The 14,104-nt window shown below is 65.2% G+C and carries 12 protein-coding genes; 6 read left to right on the top strand and 6 right to left on the bottom strand.

The window, feature by feature from the left end; all coding sequences use genetic code 11:
• Positions 1–8 precede the first annotated feature (8 nt).
• Together parC and E3U47_RS07240 are read left to right on the top strand one after the other, a co-directional pair.
• A complete protein-coding gene (parC, locus tag E3U47_RS07245; protein WP_134690311.1) occupies positions 9–2,267 on the top strand; it encodes a DNA topoisomerase IV subunit A in 2,259 nt (752 codons plus the stop codon).
• 174 nt (positions 2,268–2,441) lie between these two features.
• Positions 2,442–3,152: a membrane integrity-associated transporter subunit PqiC gene (locus tag E3U47_RS07240; RefSeq protein WP_134690310.1), complete on the top strand. Its 711-nt coding sequence runs from the start codon at positions 2,442–2,444 to the stop codon at positions 3,150–3,152.
• A gap of 214 nt (positions 3,153–3,366) precedes the next feature.
• Here E3U47_RS07240 and E3U47_RS07235 read toward each other — a convergent pair whose 3' ends face one another.
• Positions 3,367–4,836 (bottom strand): histidine kinase, encoded by a 1,470-nt coding sequence (locus E3U47_RS07235; RefSeq protein WP_134690309.1) that lies wholly within the window; start codon positions 4,834–4,836, stop codon positions 3,367–3,369.
• A 135-nt stretch (positions 4,837–4,971) separates the two neighbouring features.
• On the opposite strand from E3U47_RS07235, the gene serB reads away from it, so the two are divergent.
• Complete coding sequence (serB, locus tag E3U47_RS07230) at positions 4,972–6,186, top strand: phosphoserine phosphatase SerB (protein WP_134690308.1); 1,215 nt, start codon at positions 4,972–4,974, stop codon at positions 6,184–6,186.
• 161 nt (positions 6,187–6,347) lie between these two features.
• Here serB and asd read toward each other — a convergent pair whose 3' ends face one another.
• Genes asd through E3U47_RS07215 form a run of 3 tightly spaced genes read right to left on the bottom strand, consistent with a single transcriptional unit; the run spans position 6,348 to position 9,609 of the window.
• The gene (asd, locus tag E3U47_RS07225; protein ID WP_134690307.1) at positions 6,348–7,211 is read right to left on the bottom strand and encodes an archaetidylserine decarboxylase; all 864 of its coding nucleotides are present in this window, start codon (positions 7,209–7,211) and stop codon (positions 6,348–6,350) included.
• A 9-nt stretch (positions 7,212–7,220) separates the two neighbouring features.
• Positions 7,221–8,030 (bottom strand): thiosulfate sulfurtransferase, encoded by an 810-nt coding sequence (gene rhdA / locus E3U47_RS07220; RefSeq protein ID WP_134690306.1) that lies wholly within the window; start codon positions 8,028–8,030, stop codon positions 7,221–7,223.
• A 46-nt stretch (positions 8,031–8,076) separates the two neighbouring features.
• A complete protein-coding gene (locus E3U47_RS07215) occupies positions 8,077–9,609 on the bottom strand; it encodes an HDOD domain-containing protein (protein ID WP_134690305.1) in 1,533 nt (510 codons plus the stop codon).
• 130 nt (positions 9,610–9,739) lie between these two features.
• Between E3U47_RS07215 and motA the strand changes: the two genes are divergently transcribed.
• On the top strand, positions 9,740–10,591 hold the full coding sequence (motA, locus tag E3U47_RS07210; protein WP_134690304.1) for a flagellar motor stator protein MotA: 852 nt from the start codon (positions 9,740–9,742) through the stop codon (positions 10,589–10,591).
• Positions 10,592–10,594: 3 nt separating this feature from the next.
• Positions 10,595–11,611 (top strand): flagellar motor protein MotB, encoded by a 1,017-nt coding sequence (gene motB / locus E3U47_RS07205; protein WP_134690303.1) that lies wholly within the window; start codon positions 10,595–10,597, stop codon positions 11,609–11,611.
• A gap of 145 nt (positions 11,612–11,756) precedes the next feature.
• Here the strand turns inward: motB and E3U47_RS07200 are convergent, their stop codons facing one another.
• Positions 11,757–12,236, bottom strand: a complete 480-nt coding sequence (locus tag E3U47_RS07200) for a molecular chaperone Tir (RefSeq protein ID WP_134690302.1) — start codon at positions 12,234–12,236, stop codon at positions 11,757–11,759.
• A gap of 131 nt (positions 12,237–12,367) precedes the next feature.
• On the bottom strand, positions 12,368–13,399 hold the full coding sequence (rsgA, locus tag E3U47_RS07195) for a small ribosomal subunit biogenesis GTPase RsgA (RefSeq protein WP_134690301.1): 1,032 nt from the start codon (positions 13,397–13,399) through the stop codon (positions 12,368–12,370).
• Positions 13,400–13,507: 108 nt separating this feature from the next.
• On the opposite strand from rsgA, the gene orn reads away from it, so the two are divergent.
• Entirely contained in the window at positions 13,508–14,050 is a 543-nt protein-coding gene (orn, locus tag E3U47_RS07190; RefSeq protein ID WP_134690300.1) for an oligoribonuclease, read from the top strand.
• Positions 14,051–14,104 lie beyond the last annotated feature (54 nt).

Raw genomic sequence — 14,104 nt, 5'->3', positions numbered from 1 at the left:
AGGCCCGCATGAGCGACTCACTCGAACTCAGTCTCGAAGGCGTCGAACGCCGTTCCCTGGCTGACTTCACCGAACAGGCCTACCTCAACTACTCCATGTACGTGATCATGGACCGCGCCCTGCCGCATATCGGTGACGGCCTCAAGCCGGTGCAGCGGCGCATCGTCTATGCCATGAGCGAGTTGGGGCTCGACGCCGATTCCAAGCACAAGAAGTCGGCGCGTACCGTCGGCGACGTGCTCGGCAAGTTCCACCCCCACGGCGACTCGGCCTGCTACGAGGCCATGGTGCTGATGGCCCAGCCGTTCAGCTACCGCTACACCCTGGTCGACGGCCAGGGCAACTGGGGTGCGCCGGACGATCCGAAGTCGTTCGCCGCCATGCGTTACACCGAGGCGCGCCTGTCGCGCTACTCCGAGGTACTGCTCAGCGAGCTGGGCCAGGGCACCGTCGACTGGGTGCCGAACTTCGACGGCACCCTGCAGGAGCCGGCCGTGCTGCCGGCGCGCCTGCCGAACATCCTGCTCAACGGCACCACCGGCATCGCCGTGGGCATGGCCACCGACGTGCCGCCGCACAACCTGCGGGAAGTAGCCAGCGCCTGCGTGCGCTTGCTCGACGAGCCCAAGGCCACCCTCGAGCAGCTCTGTGAACATATCCAGGGCCCGGACTACCCGACCGAAGCCGAGATCGTCACCCCGCGCGCCGACATCCTGAAGATGTACGAGAGCGGCAAGGGCTCGATCCGCATGCGCGCGGTGTACCGCATCGAGGATGGCGACATCGTCGTCACCGCGCTGCCGCACCAGGTCTCCGGGGCCAAGGTGCTGGAGCAGATCGCCGCGCAGATGCAGGCCAAGAAGCTGCCGATGGTCGCCGACCTGCGCGACGAGTCGGACCACGAAAACCCCTGCCGCATTGTCATCATCCCGCGCTCCAACCGAGTGGATGCCGCCGAGCTGATGCAGCACCTGTTTGCCACCACCGACCTGGAAAGCACCTACCGGGTCAACGTCAACATCATCGGCCTCGACGGCCGGCCGCAGTTGAAGAACCTGCGCCAGCTGCTGCTGGAATGGTTGGAGTACCGGGTCGGCACCGTTCGTCGCCGCCTGCAGCACCGCCTGGACAAGGTCGAGCGGCGCCTGCACCTGTTGGATGGCTTGCTCACCGCGTTCCTCAACCTGGATGAAGTAATCCACATCATCCGCACCGAGGAGCACCCCAAGCAGGCGTTGATCGCCCGCTTCGACCTGACCGAGATCCAGGCCGACTACATCCTCGAGACGCGCCTGCGCCAGCTGGCCCGCCTGGAAGAGATGAAGATCCGTGGCGAGCAGGACGAACTGCTCAAGGAACAGAAGCGCCTGACCACCCTGCTGGGCAGCGATGCCAAGCTGCGCAAGCTGGTACGCAGCGAGCTGCTGGAAGATGCCGAAACCTACGGCGACGATCGCCGCTCGCCGATCGTCGAGCGTGCCGAGGCCAAGGCCCTGTCGGAAAACGAGCTGATGCCCACCGAGCCGGTCACCGTGGTGCTGTCGGAGAAAGGCTGGGTGCGCTGCGCCAAGGGCCACGATATCGACGCCACGGGGCTGTCGTACAAGGCGGGCGATGGCTTCAAGGCCGCCGCCGCCGGCCGCTCCAACCAGTTCGCGGTGCTGATCGATTCCACCGGCCGCAGCTACTCGCTGGCCGCCCATAGCCTGCCGTCGGCCCGTGGCCAGGGCGAGCCGCTGACCGGTCGCCTGACGCCGCCGCCGGGCGCTACCTTCGAGTGCGTGCTGCTGCCCGAGGACGATGCGCTGTATGTGGTCGGCTCCGACGCCGGTTACGGCTTCGTGGTCAAGGGCGAGGACCTGCAAGCCAAGAACAAGGCCGGCAAGGGTCTGCTCAGCCTGCCCAATGGCGCCAAGGTCATGACCCCACGCCCGGTGACCAACCGCGAGCAGGATTGGCTGGCCGCGGTGACCACCGAGGGCCGCCTGCTGGTGTTCAAGGTGGCCGACCTGCCGCAGCTGGGCAAGGGCAAGGGCAACAAGATCATTGGCGTGCCGGGCGACCGGGTGGCCAGTCGCGAAGAGTATGTCACCGACCTCGCGGTGATCAGCGAGGGGGCGACCCTGGTATTGCAGGCCGGCAAGCGTACGCTGTCGCTCAAGCCGGATGACCTGGAGCATTACAAGGGCGAGCGTGGGCGTCGTGGTAGCAAATTGCCGCGTGGTTTCCAGCGCGTCGATGCCTTGCTGGTGGAAACCCCCGCTTGAGTGAATGGGCCGTCCGCAGCGGCGCTTTCGGCGCCGCTTGAGGCGGAAATGCTGGAGTCTGGCGGCTATTTCGCGGATGATAGGGCCCTTGCGGCGCCGGCGTGGCCGAGTGCCCGATTGAATCTACACGAGTATCACTGCGGTCTGTCCGTGACGACCGCCTGGATGGGATGAATGAAATTTCTGCGCCTTCCATTTGCGCTGCTGATGACTGGCCTGCTGGGCCTGAGTGGGTGCAGCATGCACCAGCCAGTCGCCCTGTATCAGCTCGACAGCGGTGAACCCGGCCAGCCGACCCAGGCGGCGGGCATGGCGGTGGTGCTTGGCCCCGTGTCGGTGGCCGATTACCTGCAACGCGAAACCTTCTTGCAGCGCCAGACCGATGGCAGTCTGACCGCTGCGACCGACGGTCGTTGGGCCGGCAGCCTTTCGTCGGATATCGACCAGTTGCTGGTGCGCCAGCTGGCTTGGCGCCTGGACAGCCAGCGCGTGGTCCTGGCACCGGCCAGCGCCGGCTTCACCCCGGACGTGCAGGTGCTGCTGTCGATCACCCGCCTGGACTCCGGCAAGGACCAGCCAGCGATCCTCGATGCCCAGTGGCGTGTGCTCGATCGCCGTGGCCAGGTGCGTGACAACCGCATCGTTCACCTCGAGCAGCCGCATGCCGGCAGTGAGTCGGCCCAGGTCCAGGCCCAGGGACAATTGCTGCAAAAGCTGGCCGAACAACTGAGCACGGCGGTCAAGCCGCTGGCCAACCAGCCGGCCATCGCCGAAGAGACTCCGCGCAAGCAGGCCGCGCCGGTACAGGTGAAGAAAGAACCGGAGAAGCCGAAGATCCCGATGGCCTCGCCGATTCGCACCGATATGGAAGTGTTCCGCTTCTGATGGCGACAGCCACAAAAAAGCCCGCAGCGATGCGGGCTTTTTTGTGTGACTTGTCCCAGCCAGGAGCACGATCCCCTGTAGGAGCGGCCTTGTGTCGCGAAAGGGCTGCAAAGCAGCCCCAGGGGATTTCAGATAGAACGAAGATCCTGGGGGCGCTTCGCACCCCTTTCGCGACACAAGGCCGCTCCTACAGGGATCGCATAACCCCCAAATCTCAGCCCCGGTGCTCGTCCATCCGCGCCAGCTGGCGCTCGAGCATCGACGGGTAAGGCTCCATCAGGCGTTCCACGCAGCATGCGCCTTCTGGGCTGGCGATCGGGCGGATGCGGGCACGCTGGCGGACCAGAGCATCATCGCTGATACGGCGCTCCACCAGCAGCAGGTTGCGGCTGTGCTGTGACAGGGCCAGGGCGTCCTGAGCCTGCTCGGTCATCAACAGATCGACCTGATCCAAGCCCTGCAGGTCGTCGGCCAGCACCAGGCCCAGTTGCAATTGCAGGGTGATGCCGCTATCGGCCACCTCGATCTGCAGGGCATGCCCCAGGGCGCGCAGCAGTTCGCCGCAGCAGATGGCGTTGGTCAGGTAGTCTTCACCGCTGTCACGGCTGTGGAACAGCAGCAGTGTACTGCCGTCGTTGAGGGTGTGGATTTCCCCTTCGTACAGCGAGGTGGCCTGGTCCAGGCAGTCGCGGTAGCGCTCCAGCAACTCGGTCAGGCGCGTACGCGGCAGGCGCCGCAGTTGCTCCTGGGAGCCTAGCTGCACGGCCAGCACGGCGCTGTGCTGCGGCTCGTCGGACTCGACCACGGCCGGCTTGGCCGGTTCGCTCTGCGGGTCCATCAGGTCGGCGAAGGCATCGTCGTCATCCTCATGCGCCTGGGCCTGGGCCTGGGCCTGAGGCTGGGCAACGGCCGTCGCCCGCGGCGCCGGCTTGGGCGCGGGCAGCTCGTCGAAGTCGTCTTCATCGTCCTCGACTTCGGGCTCCGGCGGCGGCGGCGGGGCCAGGCGCGCGTGCAGTTGGCGGGCGAGGTCGCCGATTTCGTCCTGGCGGTCGATGGCCGGGGTGTAGGGGTGCGGGTCGCGCAGCCATACGCGCAGTTGCAGCAGCGGCGTGGAGATGAAGCGCCCGAGGCGCAGGCTCAGGGTCAGCGCCAGGGCCAGCAAGATGGCGGCAAGGATGCCCATGCTCTGCAGGCTGATCAGCATCGGCTGCTGGAACTGGCTCATGTCCAGGCTGATACGCAGCTGGCCGGCAGTCACATCCTGGAAGGTGATCTTGGTCTGGTACACGCCCTCGGCTTCGCCCAGCAAGCTGTTGCGCGGGCGCTGGCCGGCCTCGGCGAGGATTCGGCTGTCCACGCTGTAGATGGCGGCGTGGGCCACCAGCGGGTTCTTAACCAGGTTGCCGAGCAGCACGTTGAGGCTGAGGATGTCGTTGGACACCAGCAGCTCGGTCGCCGAGGTGGCAGTCTGCGTGGTCAGGCTCTGACCCACGGCGTCGGCCTGCTCATGCATGGCCTGCTTGAACTGCAGGCCCATGACGCAGGCATAGATCACCAGGGCCAGGGCCACCAGGAAAATATTGTGGCTGGCGATACGCAGGGCCAAGGGGATTCGGCGCTGGCTCAGGGCTCGGTAGATCATCAGGAAGAAGTTGTCGGGTTTGACGGGCGTGGGCCGGTTCACAGAGCGCGGCTCTTCATGGCGAGAAAGTTGCTGCGCAGTATAGCGATACGTGTTTTGTCGGCAAAGTGGCGTTGGCACCCGATGGTCACGGAAAATCGGTAGAATGCGCATTTTTCATCGAGTTGGAGCCCGGTCTTGCGCGAAATCGTCCTGATCAACATCACTGGGGAGGACCGTCCAGGTCTTACCGCGGCCATCACCGGCGTCCTGCTCCAGGGCGGTGTGAACATTCTCGACATCGGCCTTGCTGTCATGCACGGCACGCTGTCGTTCGGCATTCTGGTCGACATCCCCGACAACGAGGTGGCCACCGCGCTGCTGCAGAGCGTACAGGCCAAGGCCCATGAGCTGAACCTGCAGGCGCGCTACACGCCGATCTCCGAGGCCGACTACCAGCACTGGGCCGACAGCCAGGGCGAGGCACGCCACATCGTCACCCTGCTCAGCCGCCGAGTCACGCCACAACAGTTGCAGCGGGTCAGCGCCATCATCAGCCAATACGGCCTGACTATCGAGCGCATCGAGCGCCTGTCGGCCCGCGTGGCGCTGGGTGCCCAGATCGAGAAGGGCAAGTCCGCGCTGGAAATCTCCGTGCGTGGCGAAGCCAGCGACGCCCAGGCCCTGCGCGGCGACTTCTTCGCCCTGTCCGAAGAGCTGAACATCGACATCGCCTTCCAGCGCGACGACCTGTTCCGCCGCAACCGCCGCCTGGCGGTGTTCGACATGGACTCGACGTTGATCGAGGCTGAGGTCATCGACGAGCTGGCCAAGGCTGCCGGTGTCGGTGAACAGGTCGCTGCGATCACCGAGCGCGCAATGCGTGGCGAGCTGGATTTCCGCGCCAGCTTCAAAGAGCGCATGGCGCTGCTCAAGGGCCTGGACGTCGGCGTACTGGACCAGATTGGCGCCTCGCTGCGCCTGACCGAGGGTGCCGAGCACCTGTTCGCCGAGCTCAAGCGCCTGGGCTACAAAACTGCGATCCTTTCCGGCGGTTTCTCCTACTTCGCCAAGCAGGTACAGGCACGCCTGGGCATTGACTACGTATTCGCCAACGAGCTGGAGGTGGTCGACGGCAAGGTCACTGGCGTGGCCGTCGAGCCGATCGTCGATGCGCAGCGCAAGGCTGATCTGCTACAGCAACTGGCCAGTGAAGAAGGTCTGCAGCTCGAGCAGACCATCGCCGTGGGCGATGGCGCCAACGACCTGCCGATGCTGTCCCTGGCCGGCCTGGGGGTGGCCTTCCGCGCCAAGCCGCTGGTGCGTCAGTCGGCCAAGCAGGCGATCTCGACCCTGGGCCTGGATGGTGTGCTGTACCTGCTCGGCGTACGCGATCGCGAAGCGCGCGGTTGATCTTGAGCCTTGGGGCTGCGCTGCAGCCCTTTCGCCGGCAAGCCGGCTCCTACAGAGGTTTGCGTTCTCACTGTGGGAGCCGGCTTGCCGGCGATGGACCGCGTAGCGGTCCCAATGAAAAAGGCCCTGCTGAGCAGGGCCTTTCTTGTTGCAGCAGTCAATCAGGCCTGGGCCGGTTGCGCCAGCAACTCACCCATGCGCACGGCGGAGCCGGCACCGAGGTTCTCGGCCCACTTCACCTGCTCTGGCCCGAACAGCACGATGGCGGTGGAACCCAGCTTGAAGCGGCCCAGTTCGGCGCCTTTTTCCAGGTGGATCGGCGCACGGCTGGCGTCGTCATAGCGGAAAGTCTTCAGCTCGCGCTTCGGCGGCGTGACCAGGCCGGCCCAGACAGTCTCGATCGAGGCGACGATCATCGCGCCAACCAGCACCACGGCCATTGGCCCGCGCTCGGTGTCGAACAGGCATACCACGCGCTCGTTGCGGGCGAACAGCTCCGGTACGTTCTCTGCGGTGGTCTGGTTGACCGAGAACAGCCGGCCCGGCACGTAGACCATTTCGCGCAGGGTGCCGGCCAGCGGCATGTGCACGCGGTGGTAGTCCTTGGGCGACAGGTAGATGGTGGCGAATTCGCCGCCCATGAACGGCGCGGCCAGGGCCGGGTCGCCGCCCAGCAACTCCAGGGCGCTGTAACCGTGGCCCTTGGCCTGGAAGATGCGGCCGTGCTCGATCGGGCCGAGCTGGCTGACCGCGCCGTCGGCCGGGCAGAGGATCGCGCCGGGGGTCTCGTCCAGCGGACGGGCGCCGGGCTTGAGGGCACGGGTGAAGAAGGCGTTGAAGTGCTCGTAGGCGCTGAGGTCTTCGACCAGTGCCTCGGACATGTTCACCTGGTAGCGCTTGGCGAACCAGGCGGTGAAGGCGTTCTTGAACCAGCGCGCGCGGCACTCGGCGACGCAGCCGGCCAGCCGCGACAGCAGGTGGTGCGGCAGCAGGTACTGGCTGATGATGAACAAGCGGGATTTCATTGAGCGTCCTTAAACTTCGACGGGCGTGTCGGGGTGGTTGCCCCATTCGCCCCAGGAACCGGCATAGCCCTTCACCCGTGGATAGCCGAGGGCCTTGGCCACGAGGTAGGTGAAACCGGAGCGGTGGTGGGTCTGGCAATGGGTGATCACTTCCTTGTCGGGAGTGATGCCCAGGTTTTGCAGGACTTCGGCGATGTCCTTGCGGATGCGCAGGTGGTCGTTGAGGTCCATGCCGGCGGTCCACTCGAAGTTGATCGCGCCGGGAATATGCCCACCCTTGGCCGCCAGGACTTTCTCGCCACGGTACTCTCCAGGTGCACGAGCATCCCAGATAGCCAGATCGGTGGCGCCCAGGCGGCTCTGCAGGTATTCACGGGTGGCAGTGGGTTCGTCATGCAGTCGTAGGCTTACCGTGCCGTCGGCGTTTTCAGGCGCCTCGGTGGACAGTGTGTCCGCCGGCCAGGCCTGGATACCGCCGTTGAGGTAGTGGTAGGCCTTGTGGCCGATCACGTCGAGCAGCCAGATGAAGCGCCCGGCCCAGCCGCCGCCTTCGTCGTCGTACACCACGTATACCGCGTCGTCGCGGTGGCCGAGCTCACCGAACAGTTTTTCCAGGTCGGCGCGAGCCGGCAGCAGGCCCGGTGCCGGTGGCTGGCCCAGTTGGGTGCGCTTGGGATCGACGAAACGGGCCCCGGGGATGTGGCCGCTGCCGTAGCGGTTGACGCTGGTCAGATCGACCAGGATCAACTGCGGCGAATCCAGACGCGGCAGCAGGTCCCCGGGTTCGATCACCAGGGGCAAGCCGGAAAAGTCAGTCATCCACGGTCTCCAGGGTGCAAAGGGGGCGATTGTAGCGCAAGGCTCATCAATTGCGGTTGCCGAAGGTGGCCAGGGCGCGCTCGATGCATTGCGCGGTTTTACCGAAGGCCTGCACGCTGACATCGGCCAGGGGCTTGCCGGCCTGGTCGGCCACCGCCAGCATCAGCACCTGGTCGCCGACCGCCAGCGAGCGCAGCAGCAAGTGTTCACCACGGAAGAAGGCGCGCAGCGGCGCCGGCAGCAAGGCGCTGAACTGGGCGTGGTTGTCTGGCGTCAGGCGCAGTTGGCCGGCCTTGCTCATCAGTTTTTGCAGCAGCTTGTGCTGTGGCAGCGACAGCGCCATGGCCGCGGCCTCTTTCGGCAGGCCGGCCGTTTGCTGCACGCGCAGGTAGTCGCTGGCCTTGTCCAGGCTCAACAGCATCACCCGTTGCATGCCGCAGGCCAGCAAGGCATCGCGGGCCTGACTGGCCAGGTGCACGCCGTTGCTGAATGGGCTGGGCTGGGCCAGCAAGGTCTGGCACAGCGCGCGCCAGCGGCCGAGGTCCTCGGTGCTGGGCGGTGGCGGCGTGAGCATGTCCGGGTGCGGGCGGCGCTGGTGCCACGGCCAGATCAGTGCCTCGGCCGGATGGAACAGGGCATGCCGGGCGTGATGGCGGGCACTGGCCGCGGCCTGCTGGTGAACCTGCTGCTGGACGTCGTCCAGGCTGGTTTGCAGGTATAGCGCGGTGAGCAGCTGCCAGCGCAGCAGGTGCGGGTTGTCCCAGCCGACCTGGGCGGCCAGGGCCAGGCCGTTGGCCAGCAACACGGTGTTCGGCGGCTGGTTGAACCAGCGACGCAGGGCCGGCTGTTCATCCAGGCGTTGCTGCTGCGCCAGTGGGTCCTGTTCGCGGGCGATGGCCAGCACCTGGGCCAGTTGCTCGCGCTCTTCGAGCAGCAGGCGATAGCCCTGGATGACCCACTCGGGCAGGCGCCAGTGTTCGGCCAGGCTGCGGCACAGCTGCATCAGGCGCACTCCGAACAGCTCCTGCTCGACTGCGGCGGCGTCCTCGCCCTTGTGGATAACCCGCAGTTCCCAGGTGTCGAGCAGCTTGGGGTAGGCCAGGGCCAGCGGCCACATCGGCGAGAGGAACAGCAGGCTGCCCCAGTGGATTTCTTGCCACAGGCGCGCCAGGCGGCTGGCGAACAGGCCGTTGGCCTGTTGCGTGGCGTGCTGGCTGATCAGCAGGAACTGGCGCAGCACCGGCGGGATCTCGTCGGCCGGCAGCGCTGGCAGGCGCGCCAGCAGCTGGCTGGTGCGTGCAAGGCCGAGGCGGTTGAGGGCGATTTCCAGGCTTTCGGCGGGCTCGGCCTGGCTGGCATTGGCCGAATGGTTGGCCTCGCGCATCACGCACAGCACCAGCGCGGGGCTATCCTGCATCAGTTCGGCAATGTCGCGCAGGGATCGACGGCTGTCGTTGATGGCCTGTAGAACGCGGTCGTGGCTGTCTTTGGGCACGGGTACTCGAATCCCGTCGAGCAGCTTTACCCAGGCCTCTAGACTCGATGGCGGCTGACTTGGCACCTTGGTTTCAATTGGCATATTGACATCAGTCCGAACTGGCTTTTCGCAATGAGTGGCTATAGTCTGGCGCAGTTCTGCCGATAAGTAGAAGAAGAGTTTTCAAGCTTCCGTCCCCCATCCTGACCACGACAGCAAGTGCTTCCAACTTATGGCTAAAATTATCGGCATCATCGTCGTATTCGCGAGCGTGCTCGGCGGCTACGTGCTTTCCCACGGCAAGATCGCGGCCCTGATCCAACCGTTCGAGGTGCTGATCATCGGCGGTGCGGCCTTTGGTGCGTTCCTCCAGGCCAACCCTGGTTACATGACCATGCATGTGATCAAGAAGTCGCTGAAGATGTTCGGCACCCGTTTCACCCACACCTTCTACCTGGAAGTGCTGGGCTTGGTGTACGAGATCCTCAACAAGAGCCGTCGTGAAGGCATGATGGCCATCGAGGGCGACATCGAGGACGCGGCGGCCAGCCCGATCTTCGCCAAATATCCCGCGGTACTCGGCGATGAGCGCATGACCGCGTTCATCTGCGACTACCTGCGCATCATGTCCACCGGCAACATGGCGCCCCATGAGCTCGAAGGCCTGTTCGACATGGAACTGCTGAGCATGAAGGAAGAGCTCGAGCACCCGTCGCACGCGGTCACCGGCATCGCCGACGGCATGCCCGGCTTCGGTATCGTCGCGGCGGTACTGGGCATCGTGGTGACCATGGCCTCGCTGGGGGACGGCGACCAGAAGTCCATCGGCCTGCACGTGGGTGCGGCGCTGGTCGGTACCTTCTTCGGTATTCTTGCCGCCTACGGCTTCTTCGGGCCGCTGGCCAACTCCCTGCGCCACGACGCCAAGGAAGAGCTGAACGTCTATGAGGCGATCAAGGCCTCGCTGGTGGCCTCGGCCTCCGGCATGCCGCCGTCGCTGGCCGTGGAATTCGGGCGCAAGGTGCTGTTCCCGGCGCACCGTCCGAGCTTCGCCGAGCTGGAACAAGCAGTACGCGGTCGCTAAGCCATGGAGAACAATCAGCCCATCATCGTCAAGCGCGTCAAGCGCTTTGGCGACGGCCACCACGGCGGGGCCTGGAAGATCGCCTTCGCCGACTTCGCCACGGCGATGATGGCGTTCTTCCTCGTGCTGTGGCTGCTGTCCACCGCCACGCCCGAGCAGAAGATCGCCATCGCCGGTTACTTCAAGGACCCGATCGGTTTCTCCGAGAGCGGCACCCCGTACATCATCGACCTGGGCGGCACGCCGCAGTTGGCGCCGGAAAGGACCATCAACCCGGAAGAGAAGTCCGAGCCGACGCCTGATACCAGCCTGCAGCTGGACAAGGACAAGGTCGAGACCATGGCGGAGCAGGTTGAGCGCGAACGCCTGGAGCTGTTGCTGCAAGAGCTGCAGAACAAGGTCGAGGAAAATCCGCAGCTGCAGAAGTTCAAGGACCAGATCCTGTTCGAGATCACCCAGGACGGCCTGCGCATCCAGATCATGGACGCCGAGAACCGGCCGATGTTCGACCTGGGCAGCGCGCGCTTGCAGCCGTACTTCGAGGACATCCTGCTGGCGATGGCCGACACCATCAAGGCGGTGCCGAACAAGATCAGCATCAGTGGCCATACCGATGCCAAGCCGTACTCCGGTACCGGCGACTTCGGCAACTGGGAGCTGTCGGCCAACCGCGCCAACGCGGCGCGTCGTGCGTTGGTCGCTGGTGGCTATCCGGATGAACAGGTGGCGCGGGTGGTCGGTTATGCGTCGTCGTCGCTGTTCGACCGGGCCAACCCGTTCAACCCGGTCAACCGGCGCATCGATATCATCGTCCTGACCAAGAAGGCCCAGCGCGATATCGAGGGTGAGCAGGGCAAGCCGGACGCTGCGCCGCCTGCCGCTGAAGCACCGCCCGCGGGCGCTGAATCAGGTGCGGCCGCGACACCGGGCGATACGCCGATGCAGCCGCGCGAGCTGCGCCAGAAGCTGAACATCTTCGAGGATGGCGTGTTGAAGATGGATGAGGCCAAGGATCAATAAAGAAACGCTGCATGCGCCAGCGTGCTGCGGTTGAGCTTTGTGGGAGCGGGCTTGCCCCGCGATAGCGGTGGCCTGGTTTGACGCCATCGCAGGACCAGCCCGCTGCCACTCGGTCGTTCCCTGCTAAAGCCTGCTTGCCTGGCGCTTAGAAGCCGCGCCTGATCTTGGCCTTGAGGTCGGCATGGAAGAAGTCCGCATTGTCCCGATCTGCCGCGCCCCCTCGTGGCATCGAGGGGTGGATCCCTCGGCCGAACGTCCGCTCGTCGTGGTAGGCCCACACGAACAAGTCGATGTGCTCGCGCTCGCGCATGACCGGCCACTTGCCCAGGCGTGAAGGCGCTTCAGCTGTGCAGCCCAGATAGAAACTCACGCGCCGGCCCGTCATTGCGGCTGCGCCGAGTAGCCAGGCGGTCCACCAGTCTCCCTCGTCGCCGGCGGTCAGCACGCCGACCCAGTGCGTGGCATCGGCCAGTTGTTGGCAAAAACCGCCATGCAGGTCGTCGAAGGTTTGCCCCAGGCTATCGACCATCACTAGTTGTGTGGTAATGCCTTCGAGCAGCAGGCGCTCGTTGAGAATGAAGGCGTCGAGTCGTCCAGCGTGGCGATAGCTGATAAATACCGGCATTGGCATGCCCTCCCTGATCCAGGCCAACATGAAGCCATGAACATCGGGGAAAGCCTGGAGCGGGACAATAGGCGACCGCAAAACCGGAGCGGTCCTACGCCGCTCGGTAATGCGCCCTACATCCGAGTGGATTAGTAGCTGTCTTCCGGCAGGCTGGCGATGATCGAGCGGTAGCTGTTCATGCGCTGTTGCGTGACGCTGCCGTCCTCGAGCGCCTTGAGCAGCGCGCAGCCTGGCTCGCGGTCGTGCTTGCAGTCGCGGAAGCGGCAGTTGCCGATCAGTTCGCGGAACTCGATGAAGCCATCCTCGACATCATCGCGGCTGACATGGCCCAGGCCGAATTCGCGGATGCCCGGCGAGTCGATCAGGTCACCGCCATTGGGGAAATGGTAGAGGCGTGCGGTGGTGGTGGTGTGGGTGCCCTGGCCGGACCATTCCGACAGGTCGCCGACACGGGTGCCTGCATCTGGCAGCAGGCTGTTGACCAGCGAGGACTTGCCCACGCCCGACTGGCCGACGAACACGCTGATATGGCCATCGAGCGTCTGCTGCAAGCGCTGCATGCCATCGCCCTGGTGCGCCGAAACCTCCAGCAGCGGGTAGCCCAGGCCACGATAGACCTCGAGCATGGCATTGAGGGTCGGGGCGTTCTCGTCGTTGATCAGGTCGGCCTTGTTCAGCAGCAGCAACGGGCGGATGCCGGCATGCTCGGCGGCGACCAGGTAACGGTCGATCAGGTTGGGGTGCGGTTCGGGGGCCGGGGCGAAGACGATGACGATCAGGTCGACGTTGGCTGCCACCGGCTTGAGCTGGCCATGGTTGTTCGGCCGGCACAGCTCGGTGCTGCGCGGCATCTGCGCGACGATCACGCCGATGCCCTGGTTGCCGGCGCGCCAGACCACACGGTCACCGGTCACCAGCGCCGGCAGGTTGGCCCGCAGGTGGCAGCGGAAAACCTGGCCGGCGGCTTCGCCGTCCTGGGCCTCGACCTCGACCTGCACGCCGAAGTGGGCAATCACCAGGCCCAGTTGCTCCGGCCCCAGGTCGCCGCCTTCCAGCTCTTGCAGCACGTGCTGCTCGCGTTTGGCGGCGCGGGCGGCGCGTTCACCCTGGATCTTTTCGATGCGCCAGTTCTGGCGGCGGTTGAGCTGGCGTTTGGCCATGAAGGTTCCGTGTCGGCGGGGCAGAAAGAAAACGGCGGCAGTTTAGCACGCTACGCCCATGAGCCGCCTGGCTAGGCTAATATGACGGGCTATTCGAGGAGCACCTGCATGCACAACCCACAGAACCTGATCTGGATCGATCTGGAGATGACCGGCCTGGATCCGGACAACGATGTCATCATCGAGATGGCCACCATCGTCACCGACAGCGAGTTGAACACCCTGGCCGAAGGCCCGGTGATCGCCATCCACCACAGCGACGAAGTGCTGGAGCGCATGGACGAGTGGAATACCCGCACCCACGGCGCCTCGGGCCTGACCCAGCGCGTGCGCGAGAGCAAGGTAAGCATGGCCGAGGCCGAGGCGCAGACCATTGCCTTCCTCGAGCAGTGGGTGCCGAAGGGCAAGTCGCCGATCTGTGGCAACAGCATCTGCCAGGACCGCCGTTTCCTCTATCGCCACATGCGCGAGCTGGAAAACTACTTCCACTATCGCAACCTCGATGTGTCCACGCTCAAGGAACTGGCCGCGCGCTGGGCGCCGGAAGTGCGTGACAGCTTCAAGAAGGGTGGTACCCATCTGGCCCTGGACGATATTCGCGAGTCCATTGCCGAGCTGCGTCACTACCGCGAGCATTTCATCAAGGTTTGACCTGCCGGGCGCCGGCGATTGTCGGCGCGCCCTCTTTTGGTGCCGCGTGCGACT

The sequence above is a fragment of the Pseudomonas sp. RIT623 genome (assembly GCF_004519305.1).
GTDB lineage: Bacteria > Pseudomonadota > Gammaproteobacteria > Pseudomonadales > Pseudomonadaceae > Aquipseudomonas.
The sequence above is the reverse complement of the archived record's forward strand: the minus strand, read 5'-3'. Positions and strand labels throughout refer to the sequence as shown.

Coding starts and splice junctions, on each gene's coding strand:
- parC (WP_134690311.1), top strand. CDS start 9: ATGAGCGACTCACTCGAACTCAGTCTCGAAGGCGTCGAACGCCGTTCC.
- E3U47_RS07240 (WP_134690310.1), top strand. CDS start 2,442: ATGAAATTTCTGCGCCTTCCATTTGCGCTGCTGATGACTGGCCTGCTG.
- asd (WP_134690307.1), bottom strand. CDS start 7,211: ATGAAATCCCGCTTGTTCATCATCAGCCAGTACCTGCTGCCGCACCAC.
- rhdA (WP_134690306.1), bottom strand. CDS start 8,030: ATGACTGACTTTTCCGGCTTGCCCCTGGTGATCGAACCCGGGGACCTG.
- E3U47_RS07215 (WP_134690305.1), bottom strand. CDS start 9,609: ATGCCAATTGAAACCAAGGTGCCAAGTCAGCCGCCATCGAGTCTAGAG.
- motA (WP_134690304.1), top strand. CDS start 9,740: ATGGCTAAAATTATCGGCATCATCGTCGTATTCGCGAGCGTGCTCGGC.
- motB (WP_134690303.1), top strand. CDS start 10,595: ATGGAGAACAATCAGCCCATCATCGTCAAGCGCGTCAAGCGCTTTGGC.
- E3U47_RS07200 (WP_134690302.1), bottom strand. CDS start 12,236: ATGCCGGTATTTATCAGCTATCGCCACGCTGGACGACTCGACGCCTTC.
- rsgA (WP_134690301.1), bottom strand. CDS start 13,399: ATGGCCAAACGCCAGCTCAACCGCCGCCAGAACTGGCGCATCGAAAAG.
- orn (WP_134690300.1), top strand. CDS start 13,508: ATGCACAACCCACAGAACCTGATCTGGATCGATCTGGAGATGACCGGC.